This is a genomic window from Luteimonas sp. MJ250, from assembly GCF_039548455.1.
GTDB lineage: Bacteria > Pseudomonadota > Gammaproteobacteria > Xanthomonadales > Xanthomonadaceae > Luteimonas.
Genome location: NZ_JBCLVB010000010.1, coordinates 471177 through 492991 on the forward strand (window position 1 = coordinate 471177; position 21815 = coordinate 492991).

Here is a 21815-nt window from a genome sequence, read left to right on the forward strand (position 1 = left end):
CGAGGCAGGTTCGAGCGACACTTCCTGGAACATACAGTTGTGGAACAGCTCTTATCCGCGTGGATCGGTGGCAAAGCTGTTGCCCTGGATGATCCGCACCACCGCCGCGGCATAGGTGCGCAGCTGGTCCAGCGCGACCCATTCGTCGGCGGTGTGGGCCTGGGCGATGTGGCCGGGGCCGAAGACGATGGCGTCAAGGCCCGCGGCGGAAAACAGCGAGGCTTCGGTCCAGAAGTCGACGGCGTTGCCGATGGGCAGCCCGAGGTCTTCGGCGAGGTCGCGCGCGGCGAGGCGGCGCTCTTCGGCGCTGGCGGTATCACCCGCCGGCAGCGAGGGGCCGTGGAAGGTGGCGGTGTACTCGCTGTCTTCGGGCGCAAGCGCCGCGAAACGCGCGTGCAGCTGCGCCAGGTCGTGCGAAGGCAGCGGCCGGAAACCGAAGCGTACTTCGGCCGCGGGCGCGATCACGTTGGCCTTGATGCCGCCCTCGACGCGGCCGATGTTGAAGCGCAGGCCGGTGAGGCCGCCGAAGCGCTGGTGGGCTTCGCCTTCGGCCACGGCCAGCGCGTCCACGCCCCAGCGCATGGCCTTGTGCACGGCGCTGGCGGACAGCGCCTGCGGACCCGAAGCATGGCCGGCTTCGCCGTGGAAGCCGAGTCGCACGGCAGCAATGCCACGATGGGCGAGCACGGCTTCGCAGCCGGTGGGTTCGGCCACCAGTACCTGGTGGAAACCGTGGTCACCGGCGAGGAAAGCGGCGATGCAGCGCGGGTCGTTGGCCTCTTCATCGCTGCTGAAAAGGAAGGCGACGTCGCCATCGCCGGCCTGCGCGGCGGCAATCAGCGCCGCGGCCGCGCCCTTGATGTCGCAGGCACCGAGGCCGATGGCGCGATCGCCTTCGACGCGCAGCACGTGCGGATCGGCGGTCCATGCCGGTGAATCCGGCACGGTGTCCAGGTGCACGTTGAACAGCAGCGACGGCGTGCCGCGGCGCGCGAACAGCGACACCGCCCCGGCGCCATGATCGGTCACCGTCACGTCGAAGTCCGGCAGCTGCGCGCGGATGTAGTCGAAGATGCCGCCTGTGCCGATGGCGCGCGGTGGATTGCGGGTGTCGAAGGACACCAGCGACGCGAGGTGTTCAAGAACCCTGTCGATCACGTCGCCGGGCCCATGTGGGAGCGGCTCTCACAGAGCGCGCTGCTGGAGAAGGCGCTGCCGGAGAACCCGGTCACGACCGGTTGACCTCTGCCCACAGCGTGCTGCTCATGCCGAACAGCTTGATGAAGGCCTCGGCCTCCTCCACTCCCCAGTCGGCGGACTGGGCATAGGTCGCACCGCTGGCGTTGAGGATGTGCGGCGAGCGCAGGGCCACGGCGTCGACGCGGCCGCCGCGGGTTTCAAGCACTACTTCGCCGTTGACCATCCGCTGCGAGGAGGCCAGGAAGGCTTCGAGATCGGTCTTCAGAGGGTCGTGGTAGAAGCCCTCGTACACCAGCTCCACCCACTTGCGGCCGACGTCGGGCTTGAAGCGGTTCTGCTGCTTGCTGAGCACGGCTTCCTCCAGCGCACGGTGTGCGACCAGCAGCGCGGCAAGCCCCGGCGCCTCGTACACGATGCGACCCTTCAGGCCGATGGTGGTGTCGCCGGTATACATGCCGCGCCCGACGCCGTAGGAGGCGAACATGCGGTTGAGCCGGGCAAGGATCTGCTCGCCCGGCATCTCCCGGCCATCGATCGCGACCGCTTCGCCCTCGATGAAGCGCAGCGCGACCTGCAGCGGTTCATTCGGCCAGGCGCTGCGCGGCGCGCACCAGCCGCGGGCGCCCTCGCCCGGCGCTTCCCAGCGGTCGATCTCGCCGCCGGACATGGTGATGCCCAGCAGGTTCTCGTTGATGGTGTAGGCCTTCTGCTTCGACTGCACGCCGAAGCCGCGCTCTTCCAGATAGGCCTGCTCGTAGGCGCGGGTCTGCGTGTGTTCCTTCTGGATCTCGCGGATCGGCGCCACGATCCGGTAGTCGCCCGACGCCTTCACCGCCAGGTCGAAGCGCACCTGGTCGTTGCCCATGCCGGTGCAGCCGTGCGCGATCGCGTTGGTGCCAAGGTCGCCGGCGCGTGCAAGGGCCGCGTCGACGATCAGGTAGCGGTCGGAGACCAGCAGCGGGTACTGGCCCTGGTAAGCCTCGCCGGCGTGGATGAAGGGCTTCACGAAGCCGTCCCAGATCGCCGGGCCGCCGTCGATGGTGACGTGGCTGGCGACCCCAAGCTCGGCCGCCCGCGCCTCGATCGCCTCGCGCTCGGCCGCGTCCACGCCGCCGGTATCGGCGAACACGGTGTGCACGGCCCAGCCGCGCTCCTGCAGCCACGGCACGCAGAAGCTGGTGTCCAGCCCGCCGGAGAAGGCGAGGACGATGTCTTTGGATTCGGACGGAGCGGTCATGTGGAGGTCTCGGGATGCGGGGGACACTGGGAGGGGACTGGTGGGGGGACTGGTGGAGACGTGGCGACTGGCGGGGCTGCTGCGGGAGCGGCTACAGCCGCGATCGGATGTATGGCATGCCCGGCAGGCCGCGGCCATCGGCCATGGCCGCTCCCACAGGCCGCCTCAGCGCCCCGCCAGCGCCTTCATCACCGCCTTCTGCACGTGCAAACGGTTGCCCGCTTCCTGCACGGCGATGCAGGCCGGCGAGTCCATCACCGCATCGCTGGCCTTGACGTTGCGGCGCAGCGGCAGGCAGTGGCTGAAGACGGCATCGTTGGTGCGCGCCATCTTGGCCTCGTCGACCATGAAATGCCGGTACCGGTCGCGGATCGGCTTCTCGGGCGCCCAGTTGCCGAAATACGGCAGTGCGCCCCAGCTCTTGGCGTAGACCACGTCGGCGCCGGCATAGGCGGATTCGATGTCGTGGCTGACGGACAGCGACCCGCCACTTTCGGCAACGTTGGCCTCGGCCCAAGCCATGTAGCGCCCGTCCAGCACGTAGTCCGGCGTCGGGCACAGCAGGGTCACGTCCATGCCCATGCGGGTGGCGATGGTCAGCGCCGAGTTCGCGACCGCGGTGTTCAGCGGCTTCGGGTGGTATGTCCAGGTCAGCACGTACTTCTTCCCGCGCAGGTCGCTGGTGCCGAAGTGCTCCTGCAGCGCCAGCGCATGCGCCAGCTCCTGGCAGGGATGGGTGATGGTCTCCATGTTGATGACCGGGACCGTGGCGTACTTCGCGAAGCTCTCCAGCACCCGGTCCTCGCGGTCGACCGCCCAGTCGACGAACTTGGGAAATGCGCGCACGCCGATCATGTCGACGTACTGGCTGAGCACCCGCGCGACCTCGGCGATGTGCTCCTCGGGTTCCCCGTCCATCACCGCGCCGAGCTCGAACTCGATCGGCCACGCGTCCTTGCCCGGCTGCAGCACCACCGCATGCGCACCAAGCTGGAAGGCGCCGAGCTCGAAGCTGGTGCGGGTACGCATCGACGGATTGAAGAACACCAGCGCGATCGACTTGCCCTTCAGCGCGTCGCCGACGGGATCGCGCTTCAGGCGCGCGGCCTCGGCGAGCACGGCGTCGAGCTGGGCGCGGGTCCAGTCCTGGGTGTTGAGGAAGTGCTGCGGCGTGGGGGTCATGGCTTGGTCCATGGAAACGGAAACGAAAAAGCCCGGCGCGGGCCGGGCTTCGAACGACGGAACACAGCTGCGGTCCGGTCTAACCCAGGGAAAGGTCGGATTCCGGTCGACGCGCGCGCGAGGTCATGCCTGCCGCCATGCGGGCGGAGGTCAGGAGGTCGTGGACTCGGGCGTCGGCTTGCTGCATCGCAGCGATCTTCCCATGCCGGCCGGCGCCGGGCAAGGGTCGACTCAATCGACGTTGCCTTCCGGCACCACCGGGGTCACCGCCACCTTGACCCGCAGCCGGTTGCCCGGGTCGCGCGGCAGCCGCGAGCGGTACTTGACCCCGCGGACCACGTAATCGACGTCATAGGCGATCGGGCGCCGGAACTCGCGCTCCACCGGCACCATGCGGCAGTCGCCCTCGCCGTCGCCGTCGGTATCCGGTGCCGCGTCGCGGCGATTGCCGGGGGTCAGGACGTCGCGAACGGCGCCGACCACGCGCGACAGGCCGCGCCGGTCTTCGCTGTCTTCGGGCTGCACAAGGCTGGACTGTTCGCAGCGCTCGACCATGCTGGTCGCGCGCAGCGTCTGGTAGACGGGTTCCGCGCGCAGCACCTGGGCGTACTCGTAGCGCACGTTCTCGCCCTGGATCACCGTGTGCTGCGCCCACGCGGGATGCACCGCGAACGCCGGGACCAGGAGCGCGGGGGCCAGAAGCAGCGGCAGCCACCGCTTTGCGGGAAAGTAGGCAGGCATGGCGAACGCGCAGTGTAGGCGCTGGACTTGCCCAAGGGCTGAATCGTGGCTGTCATGGTCCCCGGCCGGTAGAATCCCCGGTCTGCCCAGCGGCCCGTGAAATGACCCTCCGACTCTTCAACAGCCTCAGCCGCAAGCTCGAGGCCTTCCAGCCACGCGACCCCGCCTGCACCACGATGTATGTCTGCGGGCCGACGGTCTACAACTACGTGCACATCGGCAACGCCCGCGGGCCGGTGGTGTTCGACGTGCTGGCCGGCGTCCTGCGCCGCCGTTTCGGTGCGCTGGCCTACGCCCGCAACATCACCGACGTCGACGACAAGATCAACGCCGCCGCCGCCGCGCAGGGCGTGCCGATCTCGGTCATCACCGACCGCTTCGCCGCCGCCTATCGCGAGGACATGGCCGCCCTGGGCGTGGCACCGCCGGACATCGAGCCCGAGGCCACGGCGCACATCGGCGAGATCATCGCCATGATCGAACGGCTGGTCGCAGGCGGCCACGCCTACGCTGCGGAGGGCCACGTGCTGTTCGCGGTCGCCAGCTTCGACGGCTACGGCAGGCTATCGCGCCGCGAGCTCGAGGACATGCTTGCCGGCGCGCGCGTGGACGTGGCGCCGTACAAGCGCGAACCCGGCGACTTCGTGCTCTGGAAGCCCTCCACCGGCGACCTGCCCGGCTGGGACTCGCCCTGGGGCCGCGGTCGCCCGGGCTGGCACATCGAGTGCTCGGCGATGGCCGCCGCCCACCTGGGCGAGACCATCGACATCCACGCCGGCGGCGTCGACCTGCAGTTCCCGCACCACGAAAACGAGATCGCGCAGAGCGAGTGCGCCCACGGGGGCGCACCCTTCGCGCGCTTCTGGCTGCACAACGGCATGCTCAACTTCGGCGGCGCCAAGATGTCGAAGTCGGTGGGCAACATCGAAAAGGTCCACGACCTGGTGCAGCGCCACCCACCCGAGGCGCTGCGGCACGCGCTGATGTCGGCGCACTACCGGCAGCCGCTGGAGTGGTCCGATGGCCTGGTCGAACAGAGCGTGCGCACGCTGGACCGGCTGTACGGGACGCTGCGCGACGTGGATGCGCTCGTGCCCGCCGGGCTGGCACCGGAGGCCGCCATCCCGCACGCGATCGAGGCCGCGCTCGACGACGACCTCAACACCCCGCAGGCGCTGGCCGAGCTCGCGGCGATCGCCGGCAACGCGCGCGTGCTCCGCGGCGCGATCGCCGGCGGCACCGCCAGCGGCGACGGCCCGCTGCTGGGTCTGGCTACGCTCGGCGCCAGCCTGCGTGCCGGCGGCCGTGCGCTCGGCCTGCTGCAGCAGGCACCGGCAGCGTGGTTCGCCCGCGGCACCTCGGGCGATGACGACGCCCGCATCCAGACACTGGTCGACGAACGGGCCGCGGCCAAGGCCGGCCGCGACTTCGCGCGCGCCGACGCCATCCGCGACCAGCTTGCCGGCGAGGGCATCCTTCTTGAGGACACGCCGCAGGGCGTACGCTGGAAGCGAGGCTGAACCCATGGACGCCACCACGCACTTCCCGATCGAAGCCACCGCCGCCGATGCACAGGCCGCGATCCGCGACGAGTTCGCCTTCTTCGGCGACTGGTCCGAGCGCTACCAGTACCTGATCGACCTCGGCCGCAAGCTGCCGGAGTTTCCCGCTGAATTCCGCACCGAAGCGCACCGCCTGCACGGTTGCCAGTCGATGGTCTGGATCGTGCCTTCGGGCGATGCCGACCGCCTGGACTTCGCCGCCGCCAGCGACTCGGCCATCGTCTCCGGCCTGGTCTATCTCGCGCTGCGCGTGTATTCCGGACGCAGCGCCCAGGAAATCCTGGCCAACGATCCGTCCTACATTGCCGACATCGGCCTGGCGAAGCATCTTTCGCCCACGCGCAGCAACGGGCTGGCGTCCCTGCTCGCCTTCATCCGCGACGCGGCGCAGCGCGCGCTGGGCTGAGCGAAAAGCGGACCGGCGGACGCAGCCCCGACAAAAACCAGCTACTCCGCAGCGCCGGCCGTATGCCCTCAGCCGGGGGAAGAACCAGAAAACCCCGCCTGAGCGGGGTTTTCCGTGGAACGCGATGACGCAGCAGTCTCAGTCGCCGATCTGCTTCTGCAGGTGCTCCCAGCGCTCCTGCTCGTCAATGGTGCGTTCCGCGGTCAGGCGGGCCTCGAGGCGATCCAGGCCGATCTCTTCGCCGGAGTCGACGCTGAACCCGTAATCACCCGAGTCCACGCGCTTGAGCGTGCTGTCGATCTTGCCGATCAGCTTGCGGTAGCGGTCGCGGGTGCGCAGCTCCAGGGAGTTCTCGGTCTCGCGCGTGGCACGCTCGGCGTCGTCGCCAACGTCGCGCACTTCGTCCTTGAGGTTCTCGATGGTCTGCTTGGACTCGTCCACGAGGTCCGCGCGCCAGTCCGCCAGGCGCTGGCGGAAGTACTCGAGCTGCAGCGCGCTCATGTATTCCTCGTCCGGGCCGGGCTTGTAGCCTGCCGGAAGGATCGGGCGGCCGGTGGCCTCGTCGATCTTGTGGGGAATGGTCTTGTAACGGGTCTTCGGCGCGGGCGTGGTGGCCGGCCTGTTGGTCACGGCCACCGCAACCTTGCCCGCCGGACGCGCCGGGGTCTTGCGCGCCGGTGGCACCTGCCCGACCTTGGTCGAAGGCTTGGCGGTCGCCTTCCGGGCCGCGGGTGCGGCCTTCTTCGCGACCGGCGCGCTGGCGGCGACCTTCGTCGCAGCCGCCTTCTTCACCGGCGGAGCGGCCTTCTTCGCCACGACGGCCTTCTTCGCCGGGGCGGACTTGCTGGCCGCGACCTTCTTGTCCACGACCTTCTTAACCGGAACTTTTTTCACAGCCACCTTCTTCACTGGGGTCTTTGCAACCGACGTCCTGTTCACCGCCGCCTTCTTTGTCGCAGGCTTCGCGGTCTTCTTCACTGCCGCCTTCGCCGGCGCCTTCTTCACGGCGGCCTTGGCCGGCGCTGCCGCGACGGTCTTCCTGGGCGCTGCCTTCTTCGGCGCTGCCTTCTTCGGCGCTGCCTTCTTCGGTGCGGCCTTCTTCGGCGCAGCCTTCTTTGAAGCGCCATTCTTCGCTGCGGGCTTGACGGCCTTGGCGGCCTTCTTGACGGTCTTCTTCACTGCCACGTTCGGCGATCCTTCTTTGGAAGTGGGTTGCCGGTCCGCTCCACGCGGCCGGCCGCCGGCCAATGCAGCGGGAGTGGGGCATCCAGGCGGTACGTGGCCGCATCGCGGCGACGACTGACGAGTCCGGCCACCGGTAGCGTTTTTGAGGACGCGCTCGTGGCCGGCGCCACACTCCCGTCGCTTGGACGGGAAAGCGGGCTGTTATACCCTGCCCTGACTGCAGCGGCAACCGCCGCGCGCCGCGCAGCCCACTTTTATCCGGCGCCCCCGTGATCGACCGCATGCTCATCGCGCTGCTGCGCGGCTACAAACGCTGGCTCAGCCCGCTGCTCGGTCCGCGCTGCCGTTTCCTGCCGACCTGCTCCGAGTACGCCATGCAGGCCATTGCGCTGCACGGCGCCCTGCGCGGAAGCTGGCTTGCCGCCAAGCGCATCGGGCGCTGCCACCCCCTCAACCCCGGCGGCATGGACCCGGTCCCGCCGCGCGACGACGGAAGCCCGCCATGACCGATACCCTCATCCTCAATGCGCGCCTGGTCAACGAAGGCCGCGAGTTCGATGCCGACCTGCGCATCCGCGACGGCCGCATCGACGCCATCGGCAGCCTGGCGCCCCGCGCGGGCGAAACCGTGGTCGATGCCGACGGGCGCCGCCTGCTGCCCGGGATGATCGACGACCAGGTGCATTTCCGCGAGCCGGGCATGGAATACAAGGCGGACATGGCCACCGAGTCCGCGGCGGCCGTGGCCGGCGGCCTGACCAGCTTCATGGACATGCCCAACACCAGCCCGCCCACGCTCGATGCCACGGCGCTGGAAAACAAGTACGAACGCGCCGCCGGCCGGGTCCGCGCCAACCATGGCTTCTACATGGGCGCCAGCAACGACAACCTCGAGGCCGTGCGCGCCATCGACCCGGCTGCCACCCCGGGGCTGAAGGTGTTCATGGGCGCGTCCACCGGCAACATGCTGGTCGACGACCCGGCGACGCTGGACGCGATCTTCCGCGACACCCCGGTGCCGATCATCACCCACTGCGAAGACACGCCGATGATCGACGCGGAATTGGCGCGCTACCGGGAGAAGTACGGCGACGAGATCCCGGCCGCCTGCCACCCCGACATCCGCTCGCGCGAGGCCTGCATCAAGTCCACCCGCCTGGCGCTGGAGCTGGCGCGCCGCCACGACACCCGGCTGCACGTGCTGCACATCTCCACCGCCGACGAGCTGGCGCTGTTCGAGGCCGGTCCGCTGGTCGACGCCGACGGCAGGCTGCGCAAGCGCATCACCGCCGAGACCTGCATCCACTTCCTGCGCTTCGACCGCGCCGACTACGCGCGCCTGGGCCACCAGATCAAATGCAACCCGGCGATCAAGGACGCCAGCGACCGCGAAGCGCTGCTGCGCGCCCTGGCCGACGACGTCATCGACGTGCTCGCCACCGACCATGCCCCGCACACCTGGGAAGAGAAGCAGGCGCTGTATACGCGCGCGCCCAGCGGCCTGCCGCTGGTGCAGTACGCGCTGGTGGCGGCGTTGGAATGCGTGCACGAGGGCCATTTCGACACCGCGCGCGTGGTGCAGAAATTCGCGCACGCGCCGGCGCAGCTGTTCGGCGTCGCCGAACGCGGCTTCCTGCGCGAGGGCTACCACGCCGACCTGGTGCTGGTGGAGGACGTGCCGTTCACGGTGAAGCGCGAGGACGTCCTGTCCAAATGCGGCTGGTCGCCTTTCGAGGGCACGACGTTCCGCTCGCGGATCGCTTCAACCTGGGTCAACGGCGAACTGGCCTGGGATGGTTCCAGGCTGATCGGAACGCCGACGGGCCGGCGCCTGGAGTTCGCGCGATGAAGGTGACCGCAGCGCTGTTCGTCGGCCTGCTGTCCTCCCTGCCCTGGGCACTGGCGGTGGCACAGGCGGTGCCTGCGTTGGCCGCGGCCGACACGGCGGCGGACCTGCGCGTGGCGTTTCCCGAACGCGTGCAGCAGGGCGCCCTGGTCCTGGGCAAGGTGCCGCCGGGCAGCCGCGTCGAGTACGACGGCCGCACCCTGCGCAGCACCGGCTACGGCACCGTGGTGTTCGGCGTCGGTCGCGACGCCAGCGGCCCGCTGCGGGTGGCGGTGACCCGCCCCGACGGCAGCCGCACGGAGGCCAGCATCCTCGTCGACCCGCGCGACTGGCCGATGGAGCGGGTCAACGGCGTGCCGCCAAAGACCGTCGACCCGCCGCCGGCGATCGCCGAGCGCATCCGCCGCGAGCAGGCGAACGTGACCGCCGCGCGCACCCGCGACGACGACCGCCCCGACTTCGCCCAGCGCTTCATCCGTCCGGTCGAGGGCCGCATCAGCGGCCGCTTCGGCAGCGGCCGGATCTACAACGGCAAGCCGGGCGCCGGCCATTCGGGCATGGACATCGCCGCCGCCACCGGCACCCCGGTGAAGGCCCCGGCCGCCGGCATCGTCACCTTCGCCGACCCGGGCCTCTACCTGACCGGCGGCACCGTGGTGATCGACCACGGCCACGGCGTGAGCTCCAACTTCCTGCACCTTTCACGCATCGACGTCGCCGTGGGCGACCGCGTCGAGCAGGGCCAGGCCTTCGCCGCCGTCGGCGCTACCGGCCGCGCCACGGGACCGCACCTGCACTGGGGGATGAACTGGTTCAACGTGCGGGTGGATCCGTTGCTGGTGCTGGAGAGGCCCTGAAAGCGCCTGTTTCGCCCTGATCGGTATAAATCCGCGTAAATCAATGGCAAAAATGGTTCTTCTCCCGACTGGGGGAGAGGCGCATGGCCGGCCCGGCGGAGTGGCTGGTTCTTCTCGAGGCTCTGCGGTGCTGAGGTGACAGTTGGGGCGTTGTTGGGCCGGGAGCTTCTCCACTGGGGTTCGCGCTGCACGTCTCTTGCATTTCTCCGTTCTGGTCCGCGCTGCACGTCTCTTGCATTTCTCCGTTCTGGTCCGCGCTGCCCGTCCCGCGCACAGGGGGCGTGCTCCCCCGGCCTGTCCGCGTCCTGCTCCCAAGGCCGGCCGCCGGCCATCCATGGCCGGCTGTACGCACGCCCCCTGTGCGCGGGACGGGCCGTGGAGTTTTTTGGCTTCGGGACGGAGATCAAGAGCGGGCGCTCTTGTCCGTGCTCGTGCTCGTGCTCGTGCGCGTAGCCGTGACCGTGGCGTGGCTATGCCGGTTGACGGTCCGCCGGGTTTCGACGTCGCCGCCGCTGCCTTCCTCCCCCGACCGCGCAAAAGGTCCGGGTTCCCCCCTGCGTCCACGGCGGGCAGCGCACACCCTCCCGGAGCAATCATCCGATTCCCCGCCCTTCTCAACCAGAGCGCTGCATCAGGCGGCCCAGAAGCCCGACGCCCGGCGAGTTCGCAAGGTCCTGCGGAGAGACCAGACGCGGGTTCGGGTTGTGGGCAAGGCTGGTGTCAGTGCCTGCGCTGCGCATCAGGCCGTGGCTGTCCGGCTGCAGCTGCGAGAGGACCCGCCGGCTTGCCTGGTCCAGGGCCTCGTCGGAAATGTCGTCGCCCGCTTCGAACAGGGCTTCTGCGCCGAAGAGTCCCGGGGCGGTCCTGCGGGCTCCGGCTCCGGCGGCCCCGGTGCCCAGCAGCGGGCCCATCTCGTCGATCAGCCTTTGCCAGTCGATCCCGGGGAACGGCGCCCTGCCGCGTTCGCCCTCGACGATCCGCGGCGCCAGCCGGCCGCGAGGCTCCACCGCGCACTCGGCCCAGCTGCGATAGACGACTTCGCTGCAGAGCATCGCCGGCGATTCGGACGGGACGGCGCGGTCCAGCGCCAGGCGCACCAGCTTGCGTGCCCAGGGGTGGGCGGGCCACTTCCCCCGCAGCGCCATGATCGCGCCGAACAGCGCCAGCTGATCGACCGGATACGGGGCACCCAGCAGGGCCTGCGCGTGTTCGCGAACCAGGCGGCGCTCGCCGGAATCGAAAGGACGACCCTGGTCACCATGGGCGCGGAAGGCGTCGACCCAATGGTAGTGGTCGACTTCGCCCAGGCGCTTGGCAAGCGGATAGCGCCGCACCCCGGCCAGCGAGGCCTCGATCAATTCGCCCTGGTCGACCACCATCGCCGCGTGGCTGTACGTGCCGTCGCTGGCCCAGGCGATCAGGTCCGATAGCGGACCATCGCCCATCATCAGCAGAATGTCGCCTTCCTGCAGGTTGTCGATCGCGATCGTGTCCATGCCGCCTCCGGTTGTCGTGCTGGTCATGATGGGGAGACGCGGTTGCGGCCGCCCTGCTTGCTGACGTACAGAGCGTTGTCGGCGCGCTCAACCAGCGCCTCGGCGGATTCGCCGGCCAGGTATTCCGCCACGCCGATGCTCAGGCTGCCGTCCAGCTGCAGCATGTCGATCAGCAGCGAGCGCCCGTTGACTGACGCAAGCATGCGCCTCGCCACGTCCAGCGCCTCGCCGAGGCGGGCGCCTGGCAATACCGCCAGGAATTCATCGCCGCCATAGCGGCCGATGACATCCCCCGGGCGCAGCTGGTTGCGCACGCGCTTGGAGACGATGCGCAGGCACTCGTCGCCGATGCCGTGCCCGTGCTTATCGTTGATCCGTTTGAAGTTGTCGATGTCCACGAAGGCGATGCTCATCGACTCGTCCTTCTCCATCGCGAGCTCGATGGCCCGGCGCAGCTCGACCTCGATGCCGGCGCGGTTGAGCATGCCGGTGAGTTCGTCCGCGCGTGCCAACGCACTGGCCTGGTCGCGGTCACGGCGGAGCTCGAGCAGCTTGTCCGCCAGACCGATGGTCAGCAGCAGTCCGGCGAGGGCAAAGGCGCCGGCCAGGCCTTGGGGCAGCCACGTCGGACCCGCCCACAGCCCCATCATCTCGCTCGCCATCAGTGTGACAAACAGCATCAGCGGCAGCCAGGACGCCATCACCACGCGCCCGGGACGATCGCCGCGCAGCGCCAGCACCGTGCTCCCCGCCAGCAGCACCATTGCCGACAGGATCAGTCCAAGGTTGCCGATGCGCCCCAGCCACTCTGCGTCGCCAAAAAGGCTGCCGATACCCGCCACCGCCGCCATGGCGGTGGTTGCCCACAGCATCCGGTCCAGGCGTGGCAGCTTGCCGCGAAGGTCGAGGTATGCGCGCTGGAAGAGGTTGCTGCAGACGATGCCCAGCCCTCCGGCCACGCGGTTGACACGACTCGAACTTCCGAACAGCGCATCGGCACCCGGCAGCAAGCGGAAATCGCCGCTGAGCGACACCATGTACAGCACCGCGAAGCACAGCATCGCACCGAACCAGGCAAAGCTTGGATCACCGGTTCCGAAGCGGAACGCGAAGGCCAGCAGGGCAAGGACCAGCAGCACCGACAGCACGGAGGCCCGCCAGCTGGCATGGAACAGATCATCGCGATGAACGACATCGAGCGGTTCGATCGAAACCGGCATCTGCAGCGAGGATGCGGTGGAGACCCGCAGCCACACCACCTGCCCCGACGGGATGCCCCGCGGCAGGTCCACCACGAGGGCCCGCGACGAGTGGCTCGGGTCCGCGTGCTCGCCGTACAGCGCATGGCGTGCGGGCTGGTCGCCACCGGGCGCCCAGGCCTGCACCTGGTTGAGGAAGGGCGCGCGCAGCATCAGCTTCGGCTGGCCGTCGGTGCCCAAGGGCTCGCGGGTCGTGAGCCGCCACCAGCTCACCTCGCCCCTGGACCCCCTGATAACGGGTGCCACCGGCGGGCCGAGGCGGTCATCGAGGGCGCCGGACAGAACCTCGGTGGAGTCGTGCTCGCCGGGCAGCGGTTGCAGCACGATGACGGGATTTGCCGCGGCTCCCGTCCACGCGCACAGCAGTGCGATGCACAGCCAGACGCTGCACCACCAGGACTGGCGTTTGACTCCCCGGATGTTCCCCATGGCGCAATCCTACCCCGGGCCGCGGCAGCGCAAGCGCTCTCCAGCCGCGTCGCCTATCCCACCACACCCGTCACCCGCGCAACGGCGTCATGGGCATGCAGGCTCTCGAAATGCGAGACGGTCACGTCGAAGCGGGCGACGCGCGGACTGGTCGAAACGACAGCGGCGACGCGACGGGCCGCGTCCTCGCAGAACATGAGGTTTTCCGCATTGGCGCGGGCGAATGCCTGTTCGTCCTCGCGCTTCACCGCCGTCTGCACCGGGGTCCCGAGCGCGGCTTCGATGGCGTCGACCAGCTCCAGCAACGGCAGCGCATCGACGTCATTGCGCAGGGTCACGCGCACATCCGCGCGGCTGCGCTGGGCGTGCGGCGTGGCGGCCATGCCGCGGCCGGAGCCGAGCCATGCGTGCACGTCGACCCTCGACGGTGCCTGGTCATCGGCGAAGTCGGCTTCGAAGGCGTCGGCATTGGCGCGTCGCGACAGCGCGGCCGAGGCCGGGCAGGTGCTGGAATACTCGACGCCGAACGCAAGCACGATTTCCGCGCCCGAAGGCGACAGGGTGGCGTCGACCTCCACCGGATAGGACTTCCAGCCGGCATTGCCACTGGCCAGCGCGCGGCGCTTCAGCAGCTGTTCCCAGCGCAGTCCCAGGCGCGCGGTGGTGGCGATGCCCGACTGCGAATCGATGCAATCGCGCAGCAGCGCGCGCAGCGAGGATGCGGTCAGCGGCTCCACCGGAAGCCGGTCCTGCAGCAGCAGGTACAGGCGCGACATGTGGATACCACGGGTTTCGGCGCTGGCCAGGTCCACGCCGATGTCGGCCCAGGCCGGCACCCGCTGCGGTTGCCCGCCCTCGTCGGCCACGCAGAGCGGCAGCGCGACGCGGCGCATGCCGACCCAGTCGAGCGAACGGGCCGCGGCGGCACGATCGTAGGCGACGTCGGGCAACGCCGGGGACGGGTTGGAAGAAGTCACGCGGAACCCTGCAAATGAGAACGGTCCGCAATTCTAACCGCGCACCGGTACCGGACCGGCGAAACGCTGCATGTCGCAGGCGTTGATCCCGGCCGTGATTCAGCCCGCCCTGCGCGCACCGCGCCAGGCCGCGAGCAGCACGCGCAGCGGCGGCAGCGCCGCGCCGGGACGCGCAAGCCGCGCCTCCAGCAGGGCTGCCTGCACGCCACGCGCCCTGCATCCTGGACGCGGCGCGGGGGACGATGGATCGGCCGTGGCTATCGGAGCCATTGGCGCGCCGCGCATCAGGTTCCGTTCGGCCAACAGGCTGCGGAATACAACAGCGGCGGCCTCGACGTCGGAGGCGCGACCATCGAACAGCACCGCTTCGCAATCCGCGACGGCGGCGGCGAACGCATGGCCGGCATTCCCGGCTTCGCTGCCCTGCGCTGCGTCCGTTCCCATGGCCGCGGCGCCGGGACCCACGATGTCATCGACGCCATCACCTCCGCGCAGCGCGCGCAGGTCCGGCAGCGCCCGGCCCAGCTGCAGCCAGGGCGCGGGCCGTGGCTGCAGCAGCGCGCCCAGCGGATGGCGTCGCGCACCCTTCGCCCAGCCGCCCAGCTCTTCCTGCCACCAGGCGAGCTTGGCCAGTCCCGGCGTCGGGTCGCCGCCACCCCAGGCCGCGTCGGTGAGCTCCTGCAGCAGGGTGAACCAGGCCTCGGCCAGCGGCTGCCGGTCCTTCGCCACGAAGGCCATCGCCACCGACCATTCCGGCCAGCGCGCGCGCCACTTGTCGACGAAGCTGGCCGCTTCGTCGCGGATGTCGACGTCGATGCTCACGGCCAGATGTCCGGATCAAGGAGGTCCGCGGGTGTTTCCGCCATCGCATCGGCCTGCCAGGCGAGCGGATCGTCGTGCTGCAGACGGTAGCCCCAGAGCGCGACCAGCGAACGCATGCCCGCGGCGCGCGCGGCAAGGATGTCGCGCTCGTCGTCGCCGACGTAGACGCAGTCGGCCACTGTGAAGCCCATCGCTTCGGCGGCGTGCAGCAGCGGCAGCGGATGCGGCTTGCGCTCGGCCAGGGTGTCTCCGCCGATCAGCACGCCGCTGCGCATGTCCCAGCCCAGCGCCGGCATCAGGCCGCGCGCGAGGTACTCGGGCTTGTTGGTGACGATGCCCCAGCGCGCGCCGTCGGCCTCGAGCGCGGCCAGCATCGCTTCGATGCCGTCGAAGGCCGCGCCGTGGCGGCCGAGTTCTTCGCCGTAGACGGCCAGGAACTCCTTGATCATTTCAGGCGGCACTTCGCCGGCGAGTTCCGGAAAGGCCGCCGCGCTCATCGCGCGCGCGCCCTTGGACACGTGCGGCCGCAGGTCCGCCAATGGCATCGGTGGCGCACCGCGCGCCGCGCGCATGCGGTTCACCGTCGCGGCCATGTCCGGCGCGCTGTCGAGCAGCGTGCCGTCAAGGTCGAACAGCACGCAGCGCGGGAAGCGCCTGCGGGCGGCGATGCCGCTCACGCCGCGCCCGGCCTGCGCGCAGAGGCCAGGTAATTGACGTCGGTGCGCGACGAAAGCCGCGCGCGGTTGGCCCAGGGTTCGTAGGCGATGCCGCGGACGTCCTCGAGCTCCAGCCCCGCCGCGCGCAGCCAGGCACCGAGCTCGGACGGCCGGATGAAGTCGCGGTACTGGTGGGTGCCGCGCGGCAGCAGGCGGGCCACGTACTCGGCGCCGACGATCGCAAGTGCGAACGCCGCCGGCGTGCGGTTGAGGGTGGACACGAACAGCCGGCCGCCGGGCTTCAGCAGCCGTGCGCAGGCATCGATGATCGCGCCCGGGTCCGGGACGTGTTCAAGCATCTCCATGCAGGTCACTGCATCGAAGCTGCCGGCGGCCTCGTCGGCCAGCGCCTCCACCGCCTGCACCCGGTAGTCCACCGCGACCGCCGACTCCAGCGCGTGCAGCCGCGCGACCTTGATCAGGTCCGGCGCGAGGTCCAGCGCGGTGACGTCGGCGCCGTCGCGCGCCATGGCCTCGCTCAGCAGGCCCGCCCCGCAGCCGACATCGAGCACCCTGGCGCCGGCCAGCGGACTGCGCGCGGCCACATAGCCCAGGCGCACCGGATTGAGCGCGTGCAGCGGCTTCTGCGGACCCTCGGGGTCCCACCAGCGGTTGGCGAGCTCGGCGAACTTGTCGAGTTCGGACTGGCGGAAGTTCTGCGTGCCCTGGGGCGAGGCGGTCATGGCGACGTGCTCTGGATGATCGGAGGTGTGCGCGACGGCGCGGCTCAGCCGGCGCCGGTGCGGATGCCGGCCATGCGCGTACGCCACTGGCGGGCGTTGGCGACCACGGCGGTGGTGTCGATGTCGACCAGCTCGCGCTCGCGCAGCTTCGCGGCGCCACCGATCCAGACGTCGGAGACCTGGTGGCGCCCGGCGGCATAGACCAGCTGCGACACGACATGGTGCAGCGGCTGGGTCTCGAGGTCGCTGAAGTCGAAGCAGGCCATGTCGGCCTGCTTGCCCGGCTCCAGCGAACCGACCAGATGGTCGAAGCCCATCGCCTTCGCACCGCCCAGGGTAGCCGCGCGCAGCGCGGTGAAGGCATCGAACGCCGCCGCATCCTGCGCCACCGCCTTGGCCAGCTGGGCCGCGGTGCGGGTCTCTCCCACCATGTCGAGGTCGTTGTTGCTGGCGCAGCCGTCGGTGCCGATGGCGAGGTTGACCCCGGCGCGCTCCAGCGCGCAGGCCGGGCAGAAGCCGGAAGCCAGCTTGAGGTTGGATTCCGGGCAGTGCACCACGCTCACGCCGCGCTCGGCGCAGAGTTGGATTTCGGCGTCGGTCAGCTGGGTCATGTGCACCGCGATCAGGCGGTCGTTGACCAGGCCCAGGCGGTCCAGGCGCGCGAGCGGGCGCTGGCCGTGGTCCTTGATCGACTGCTCGACCTCCTGCGCGGTTTCGTGCAGGTGCAGGTGCACGGGGATGTCGAGCTGGTCGGCAAGCATGCGCACGCGCTCGAAGTTGGCGTCGTTGACCGTGTACGGCGCGTGCGGCGCGAAGGCCATCGCGATCAGCGGATCATTGCGCCACTGGTCGTGGACCACGCCGGCCTTGTCGAAGTACTCGTCGTCACCCGAGGCCCAGGCCGTCGGGAAGTCGATCACCGGCAGGCCCACGCGGGCGCGGAAGCCGTGGCGCTTGTACACCGCGGCCTGCACGTCGGGGAAGAAGTAGTTCTCGTTGCAGCAGGTGGTGCCGCCGCGCAGCATCTCGGCGATCGCCAGGGTGATGCCGTCGGCGACGAAGTCCGGTGCCATCACCGCGGCTTCGATCGGCCAGATGTGCTGCTGCAGCCAGACTTTCAGCGGCAGGTCGTCGGCGATGCCGCGCATCAGCGTCATCGGGTTGTGGGTGTGGGCGTTGACGAAGCCCGGCACCAGCACCCCGTCGGGACGCGACACCACCTCCGCCGGCGCGAAGCGCGCGCGCGCCTCGGCCCGCGGAAGGATCGCCACGATTTCCCCGCCGCGAATGGCCACGGCATGGTCCTCGAGGACCACGCCGTGCGGTTCCACCGGGACAACGTGCCCGGCCTCGACCAGCAGGTCGCAGGCTTCCGGCGCCACCGCCTGCTCCGCCATTACTTGACCCGGCTGACGTATTCGCCAGACCGCGTGTCGACCTTGATCATTTCTTCCTGGCTCACGAACAGCGGCACGCGCACCACCGCGCCGGTCTCGAGCGTCGCCGGCTTGCCGCCGCCGCCCGAGGTGTCGCCGCGCACGCCGGGATCGGTTTCGCTGATCCTGAGTTCGACGAAGTTCGGCGGCGTGACCTGGATCGGAGTGCCGTTCCACAGGGTCACGATGCAGTCTTCCTCGCCCTTGAGCCACTTCTCGGCGCCGCCCATGCCGGCCTTGTCGGCCTGCACCTGCTCGAAGCTCTCCGGGTCCATGAAGTGCCAATATTCGCCGTCGGAATAGAGATAGCGCATGTCGGTGTCGACGACGTCGGCCGCGTCCATCGAGTCGGTCGCCTTCATGGTCACTTCCTGCACCCGGCCCGACTTGATCAGGCGGTACTTCACGCGCGTGAAGGCCTGGCCCTTGCCCGGCTTGACGTACTCGGTGTCGGTGATGATCGCGGGCTCCCCGTGGACGAGGATCTTCATTCCGTTCTTGACGTCGTTCATGCCATGGCTGGCCATGCGTGCTCCTGCGAAGTGGTCGGCGGGGTCGGCCGCGCGAGCGGCTAGACTATGCGGGAAATGATACCCGCAGCCCCCCTTTCCATGCAGCCACCCGGCTGGCAGCACGCATGGCGCGCCTCGGTGCGCGACCCGCGCGAGCTGCTGGGCCTGCTGGGACTGGATGCCGAGGCCGCGGCCGTGCCGGAGGCGGCGATGGCCGCCTTCGCCCTGCGGGTGCCGCGCGGCTTCGTCGCCCGCATGCGCCACGGAGACCCGGACGACCCCCTCCTGCGCCAGGTGCTGCCGCGGGTGGACGAGCTGCGCAGCGTGCCCGGCTTCGGCCTGGACGCGGTCGGCGACGGCGCCGCGAAGACCGCCCGCGGCGTTATCCACAAGTACAACGGCCGCACCCTGCTGGTGGCCACCGGCAGCTGTGCCATCAACTGCCGCTACTGCTTCCGCCGCCACTTCCCCTACGCCGAAGAAACCGCGGCCGCCGGCGGCTGGGCCGAGGCAGTAGCGGCGATCGCGGCCGATCCCGGCATCACCGAGGTGATCCTGTCGGGCGGCGATCCGCTGTCGCTGGCGACCCGCAAGCTGGCCGAACTCACCGAGCTGCTGCGCGAGGTGCCCCACGTCCGCCGCCTGCGCATCCACAGCCGCCTGCCGGTGGTGCTGCCGGAGCGCATCGACGACGAGCTGCTGGCCTGGCTGCGCAGCCTGCCCTGGCCGGTGGCGGTGGTGATCCACGCCAACCACGGCAACGAGTTCGACGCCACGGTCGATGCCGCCATGGCCGCGCTGCGCGATGCCGGTGCCAGCCTGCTCAACCAGGCCGTGCTGCTGGCCGGGGTCAACGACTCGGTCGACGCCCTGGCCGGACTCTGCGAACGCGGCTTCGAGGCCGGCGTCCTTCCCTATTACCTGCACCAGCTGGACCGCGTCGCCGGCACCGCCCACTTCGAGGTCGACGACGCCCGCGCCCTCGCCCTGCACGCAGCCCTGGTGGCCCGCCTGCCGGGCTACCTGGTCCCGCGCCTGGTACGCGAGGTCGCCGGCGATGCGTCCAAACGCGCGCTGTGACCCCGGTCGCCACCAACCGCGACCTGCACCCTGTTGCCATGCCCCCGCCGTGGACGCCGCGAGCCGGCGCATGGCATAACGCGCCTTCCACGGAGAACCCCATGTCGAAAAGCCAGGACACCGCGCTGCGGCTGATGATCGTCGACGACAGTCCCGAATCGGCCGAAGCCATCGTCAGCACCCTGCGCAACGCGGGCATCGCCGTCCGCCCGCTGCGCCCGTCCTCGGCGGAGGAGTTCGCGAGCGTGGTCGGCGCACAGCCGCTGGACCTGGTGGTCGCGCAGCAGGATTCGAACATGCTGCCGCTGGCCGAGGTCGTGCGACAGGTGGCAGCCACCGGCAAGGACGTCCCGGTGGTGGCCCTGGCCGATGTGGTCGACAGGGAGAGCTATATCCAGGCCAAGAGCGACGGCGCGCGAGCGCTGGCGCTGCGCGAACCGCCATCGCTGCTGCTGGCCGTGCTCCGCGACGCCTGGGCCGACCTCGAGGCGCGCCGCACCCAGCGCCGCCTGGAGGCCCGCCTGCGCGAGACCGAGCGCCGCTGCGATGCGCTGATCGATTCCTCCCGCGATCCCATCGCCTACGTCCACGAAGGCATGCACATCCGCGCCAACCAGGCCTACCTGGAGATGTTCGGCTACCCGGAGTTCGAGGACATCGAAGGCATGTCGCTGCTGGACATGGTCGCGCCGCAGGACGTTGAAGCCTTCCGCCAGCTGCTGAAGGGACTGGCCCAGGGCGAGGCACCGCCGCCGCGCCATGAACTCCAGGCGCGGGACATCGACGGCAATGCGTTTCCGGCGGCCATGGAGTTCACCCAGGCCCAGTACGAGGACGAGCCCTGCATACAGGTGGTGATCCGCCGCCAGGAGCTTGATCCGGAGCTGGCGCAGGAGATCGAAGAGCTGCGCCAGCGCGACCAGGCTACCGGCCTGTACAACCGCGCCACCTTCCTGCTCGCGCTCGAGAACGCGGTGGACGCCGCCGCGCAGGGCCGTGCGCGGCACGGCCTGCTGCTGATCGAGCCCGACCACTACCAGCACCTGCTGGCCGATATCGGCCTCGACTCGGCCGACGACCTGCTGGCTGCAGCCGCGTCCCGCCTGGTTGGCGCGGCCGAAGGCCTGGACGCGGTGACCGCCCGCTTCGGCGAACACACCCTGGCCCTGCTGGTGCGCAACAGCGACCATGACGGCACCGAAGCCGTGGCGCGCCGCGTGCTGGCGGCGTTTTCCGCCGACCTGTTCGAGATCGGTTCGCGCTCGAGCGTGATCACCGGCAGCATCGGCGCGGTCCAGATCGGCGAGAAGATCGCCAGCGTCAGCCAGGTCCTCGCCAAGGCCACCGCGGCCATGGCCTCGGCCAGCGCCACCGGCGGCAACCGCTTTGAGCTCTTCGACCCGAGCGCGGTGGATCGCGCCGAGGAGGAGCACATCCAGGCCTGGGTCTCGCGCCTGCGCGACGCGCTCGACCACGAGGGCTTCGTTCTGCACTACCAGCCGGTGATCAGCCTGCAGGGCGACACCGGCCCCGTGTACGAGGCCTTTCTGCGCCTGAAGAGCGCCGACGGCGAGCTGATCAAGCCGCTGAGCTTCCTGCAGATCGCGGAGGAGCACGGCCTGCTCTGGGAGATCGACCGCTACGTGGTCGGCCGCGCGATCGCGGTGATCGGCGAGCGCATCCGTGCCAACAAGCCCACCACCCTGCTGGTCAAGGTCAGCCAGGCCTCGCTGGCCGACGACAGCCTGCCGCGCCACATCGGCGAGCAGCTCCTTGCGCACGGCGTTCCGGGCGAGTACCTGGTGGTCGAGCTCGCCGAGGCCAAGGTGTTCACCCACCTCAAGGCCGCACAGGAATTCGCGGCCGCGGCGGCGCGCCTGGACTGCCGCATCGCGCTGGAGAACTTCGGCGCCGGGCTGGATTCGTTCCAGCTGCTCGCGCATCTGAAGCCGAACATGCTCAAGATCGACCCCGGCTTCATCGAAGAGCTTCCGGCCAACGCCGACAACCAGGCGCGGGTGCGCGAGATCGCTGCCAAGGCGCGCGAACTCGGCATCCAGACCATGGCCGACTTCGTCGGCGACGCGGCCACGATGTCGGTGCTGTTCGGCACCGGCGTGGACTATGTCTCCGGCAACTTCCTGGCTCCGGCCGGTCCGGACATGGGCTACGACTTCGAGTAAGGCCCG

Annotated in this window: 20 protein-coding genes; 7 read left to right on the plus strand and 13 right to left on the minus strand. The window is 69.9% G+C overall.

Annotated elements, in window-relative coordinates; genetic code table 11:
* Positions 1 to 51: 51 nt before the first annotated feature.
* The 4 genes from WCE37_RS05785 to WCE37_RS05800 form a co-directional block, all read right to left on the minus strand.
* On the minus strand, positions 52 to 1158 hold the full coding sequence (locus WCE37_RS05785; protein ID WP_343278519.1) for an acetylornithine deacetylase: 1107 nt from the start codon (positions 1156 to 1158) through the stop codon (positions 52 to 54).
* Positions 1159 to 1228: 70 nt separating this feature from the next.
* Positions 1229 to 2437 carry an argininosuccinate synthase gene (locus WCE37_RS05790; protein ID WP_343278520.1) on the minus strand — a complete coding sequence of 403 codons (1209 nt, stop codon included), beginning with the start codon at positions 2435 to 2437 and terminating at the stop codon, positions 1229 to 1231.
* Between the two features lie 165 nt (positions 2438 to 2602).
* A complete protein-coding gene (locus WCE37_RS05795; RefSeq protein WP_343278521.1) occupies positions 2603 to 3619 on the minus strand; it encodes an N-acetylornithine carbamoyltransferase in 1017 nt (338 codons plus the stop codon).
* A gap of 231 nt (positions 3620 to 3850) precedes the next feature.
* The gene (locus tag WCE37_RS05800; protein WP_343278522.1) at positions 3851 to 4360 is read right to left on the minus strand and encodes a hypothetical protein; all 510 of its coding nucleotides are present in this window, start codon (positions 4358 to 4360) and stop codon (positions 3851 to 3853) included.
* A gap of 101 nt (positions 4361 to 4461) precedes the next feature.
* On the opposite strand from WCE37_RS05800, the gene cysS reads away from it, so the two are divergent.
* Complete coding sequence (gene cysS, locus WCE37_RS05805; RefSeq protein ID WP_343278523.1) at positions 4462 to 5880, plus strand: cysteine--tRNA ligase; 1419 nt, start codon at positions 4462 to 4464, stop codon at positions 5878 to 5880.
* A gap of 4 nt (positions 5881 to 5884) precedes the next feature.
* Positions 5885 to 6328, plus strand: a complete 444-nt coding sequence (locus WCE37_RS05810; protein ID WP_343278524.1) for a SufE family protein — start codon at positions 5885 to 5887, stop codon at positions 6326 to 6328.
* A 138-nt stretch (positions 6329 to 6466) separates the two neighbouring features.
* Here the strand turns inward: WCE37_RS05810 and dksA are convergent, their stop codons facing one another.
* Positions 6467 to 7513: an RNA polymerase-binding protein DksA gene (dksA, locus tag WCE37_RS05815; RefSeq protein ID WP_343278525.1), complete on the minus strand. Its 1047-nt coding sequence runs from the start codon at positions 7511 to 7513 to the stop codon at positions 6467 to 6469.
* A 281-nt stretch (positions 7514 to 7794) separates the two neighbouring features.
* Between dksA and yidD the strand changes: the two genes are divergently transcribed.
* Genes yidD through WCE37_RS05830 form a run of 3 tightly spaced genes read left to right on the plus strand, consistent with a single transcriptional unit; the run spans position 7795 to position 10216 of the window.
* Positions 7795 to 8019, plus strand: coding sequence for a membrane protein insertion efficiency factor YidD (gene yidD, locus WCE37_RS05820; RefSeq protein WP_343278666.1), 225 nt, complete (start codon positions 7795 to 7797; stop codon positions 8017 to 8019).
* Positions 8016 to 9362, plus strand: coding sequence for a dihydroorotase (locus WCE37_RS05825; protein ID WP_343278526.1), 1347 nt, complete (start codon positions 8016 to 8018; stop codon positions 9360 to 9362). Before yidD ends, WCE37_RS05825 begins: the two co-directional genes overlap by 4 nt.
* Before the next feature lie 2 nt (positions 9363 to 9364).
* Positions 9365 to 10216 (plus strand): M23 family metallopeptidase, encoded by an 852-nt coding sequence (locus WCE37_RS05830; protein WP_343278667.1) that lies wholly within the window; start codon positions 9365 to 9367, stop codon positions 10214 to 10216.
* A gap of 614 nt (positions 10217 to 10830) precedes the next feature.
* On the opposite strand, the gene WCE37_RS05835 is transcribed toward WCE37_RS05830, so the two are convergent.
* From WCE37_RS05835 to efp, 8 genes are all read right to left on the minus strand, one after another.
* Positions 10831 to 11712, minus strand: coding sequence for a hypothetical protein (locus tag WCE37_RS05835; protein ID WP_343278527.1), 882 nt, complete (start codon positions 11710 to 11712; stop codon positions 10831 to 10833).
* Between the two features lie 23 nt (positions 11713 to 11735).
* A complete protein-coding gene (locus WCE37_RS05840; RefSeq protein ID WP_343278528.1) occupies positions 11736 to 13400 on the minus strand; it encodes a diguanylate cyclase in 1665 nt (554 codons plus the stop codon).
* A 53-nt stretch (positions 13401 to 13453) separates the two neighbouring features.
* Positions 13454 to 14377, minus strand: coding sequence for a GTP cyclohydrolase FolE2 (folE2, locus tag WCE37_RS05845; RefSeq protein WP_343278529.1), 924 nt, complete (start codon positions 14375 to 14377; stop codon positions 13454 to 13456).
* Between the two features lie 99 nt (positions 14378 to 14476).
* On the minus strand, positions 14477 to 15199 hold the full coding sequence (locus tag WCE37_RS05850) for a phytoene/squalene synthase family protein (protein WP_343278530.1): 723 nt from the start codon (positions 15197 to 15199) through the stop codon (positions 14477 to 14479).
* Positions 15196 to 15876, minus strand: coding sequence for a phosphoglycolate phosphatase (gph, locus tag WCE37_RS05855; protein ID WP_343278531.1), 681 nt, complete (start codon positions 15874 to 15876; stop codon positions 15196 to 15198). The genes WCE37_RS05850 and gph overlap by 4 nt, the downstream gene beginning before the upstream one ends.
* Positions 15873 to 16598, minus strand: coding sequence for a bifunctional 2-polyprenyl-6-hydroxyphenol methylase/3-demethylubiquinol 3-O-methyltransferase UbiG (gene ubiG, locus WCE37_RS05860; protein ID WP_343278532.1), 726 nt, complete (start codon positions 16596 to 16598; stop codon positions 15873 to 15875). Before ubiG ends, gph begins: the two co-directional genes overlap by 4 nt.
* Positions 16599 to 16642: 44 nt before the next feature.
* Positions 16643 to 17995, minus strand: a complete 1353-nt coding sequence (locus WCE37_RS05865) for a TRZ/ATZ family hydrolase (protein WP_343278533.1) — start codon at positions 17993 to 17995, stop codon at positions 16643 to 16645.
* Entirely contained in the window at positions 17995 to 18561 is a 567-nt protein-coding gene (efp, locus tag WCE37_RS05870) for an elongation factor P (protein ID WP_343278534.1), read from the minus strand. The genes WCE37_RS05865 and efp overlap by 1 nt, the downstream gene beginning before the upstream one ends.
* Positions 18562 to 18612: 51 nt before the next feature.
* Between efp and epmB the strand changes: the two genes are divergently transcribed.
* Positions 18613 to 19626: an EF-P beta-lysylation protein EpmB gene (epmB, locus tag WCE37_RS05875; RefSeq protein ID WP_343278535.1), complete on the plus strand. Its 1014-nt coding sequence runs from the start codon at positions 18613 to 18615 to the stop codon at positions 19624 to 19626.
* Between the two features lie 101 nt (positions 19627 to 19727).
* Entirely contained in the window at positions 19728 to 21809 is a 2082-nt protein-coding gene (locus WCE37_RS05880) for an EAL domain-containing protein (protein WP_343278536.1), read from the plus strand.
* The last annotated feature ends 6 nt before the right edge of the window (positions 21810 to 21815 follow it).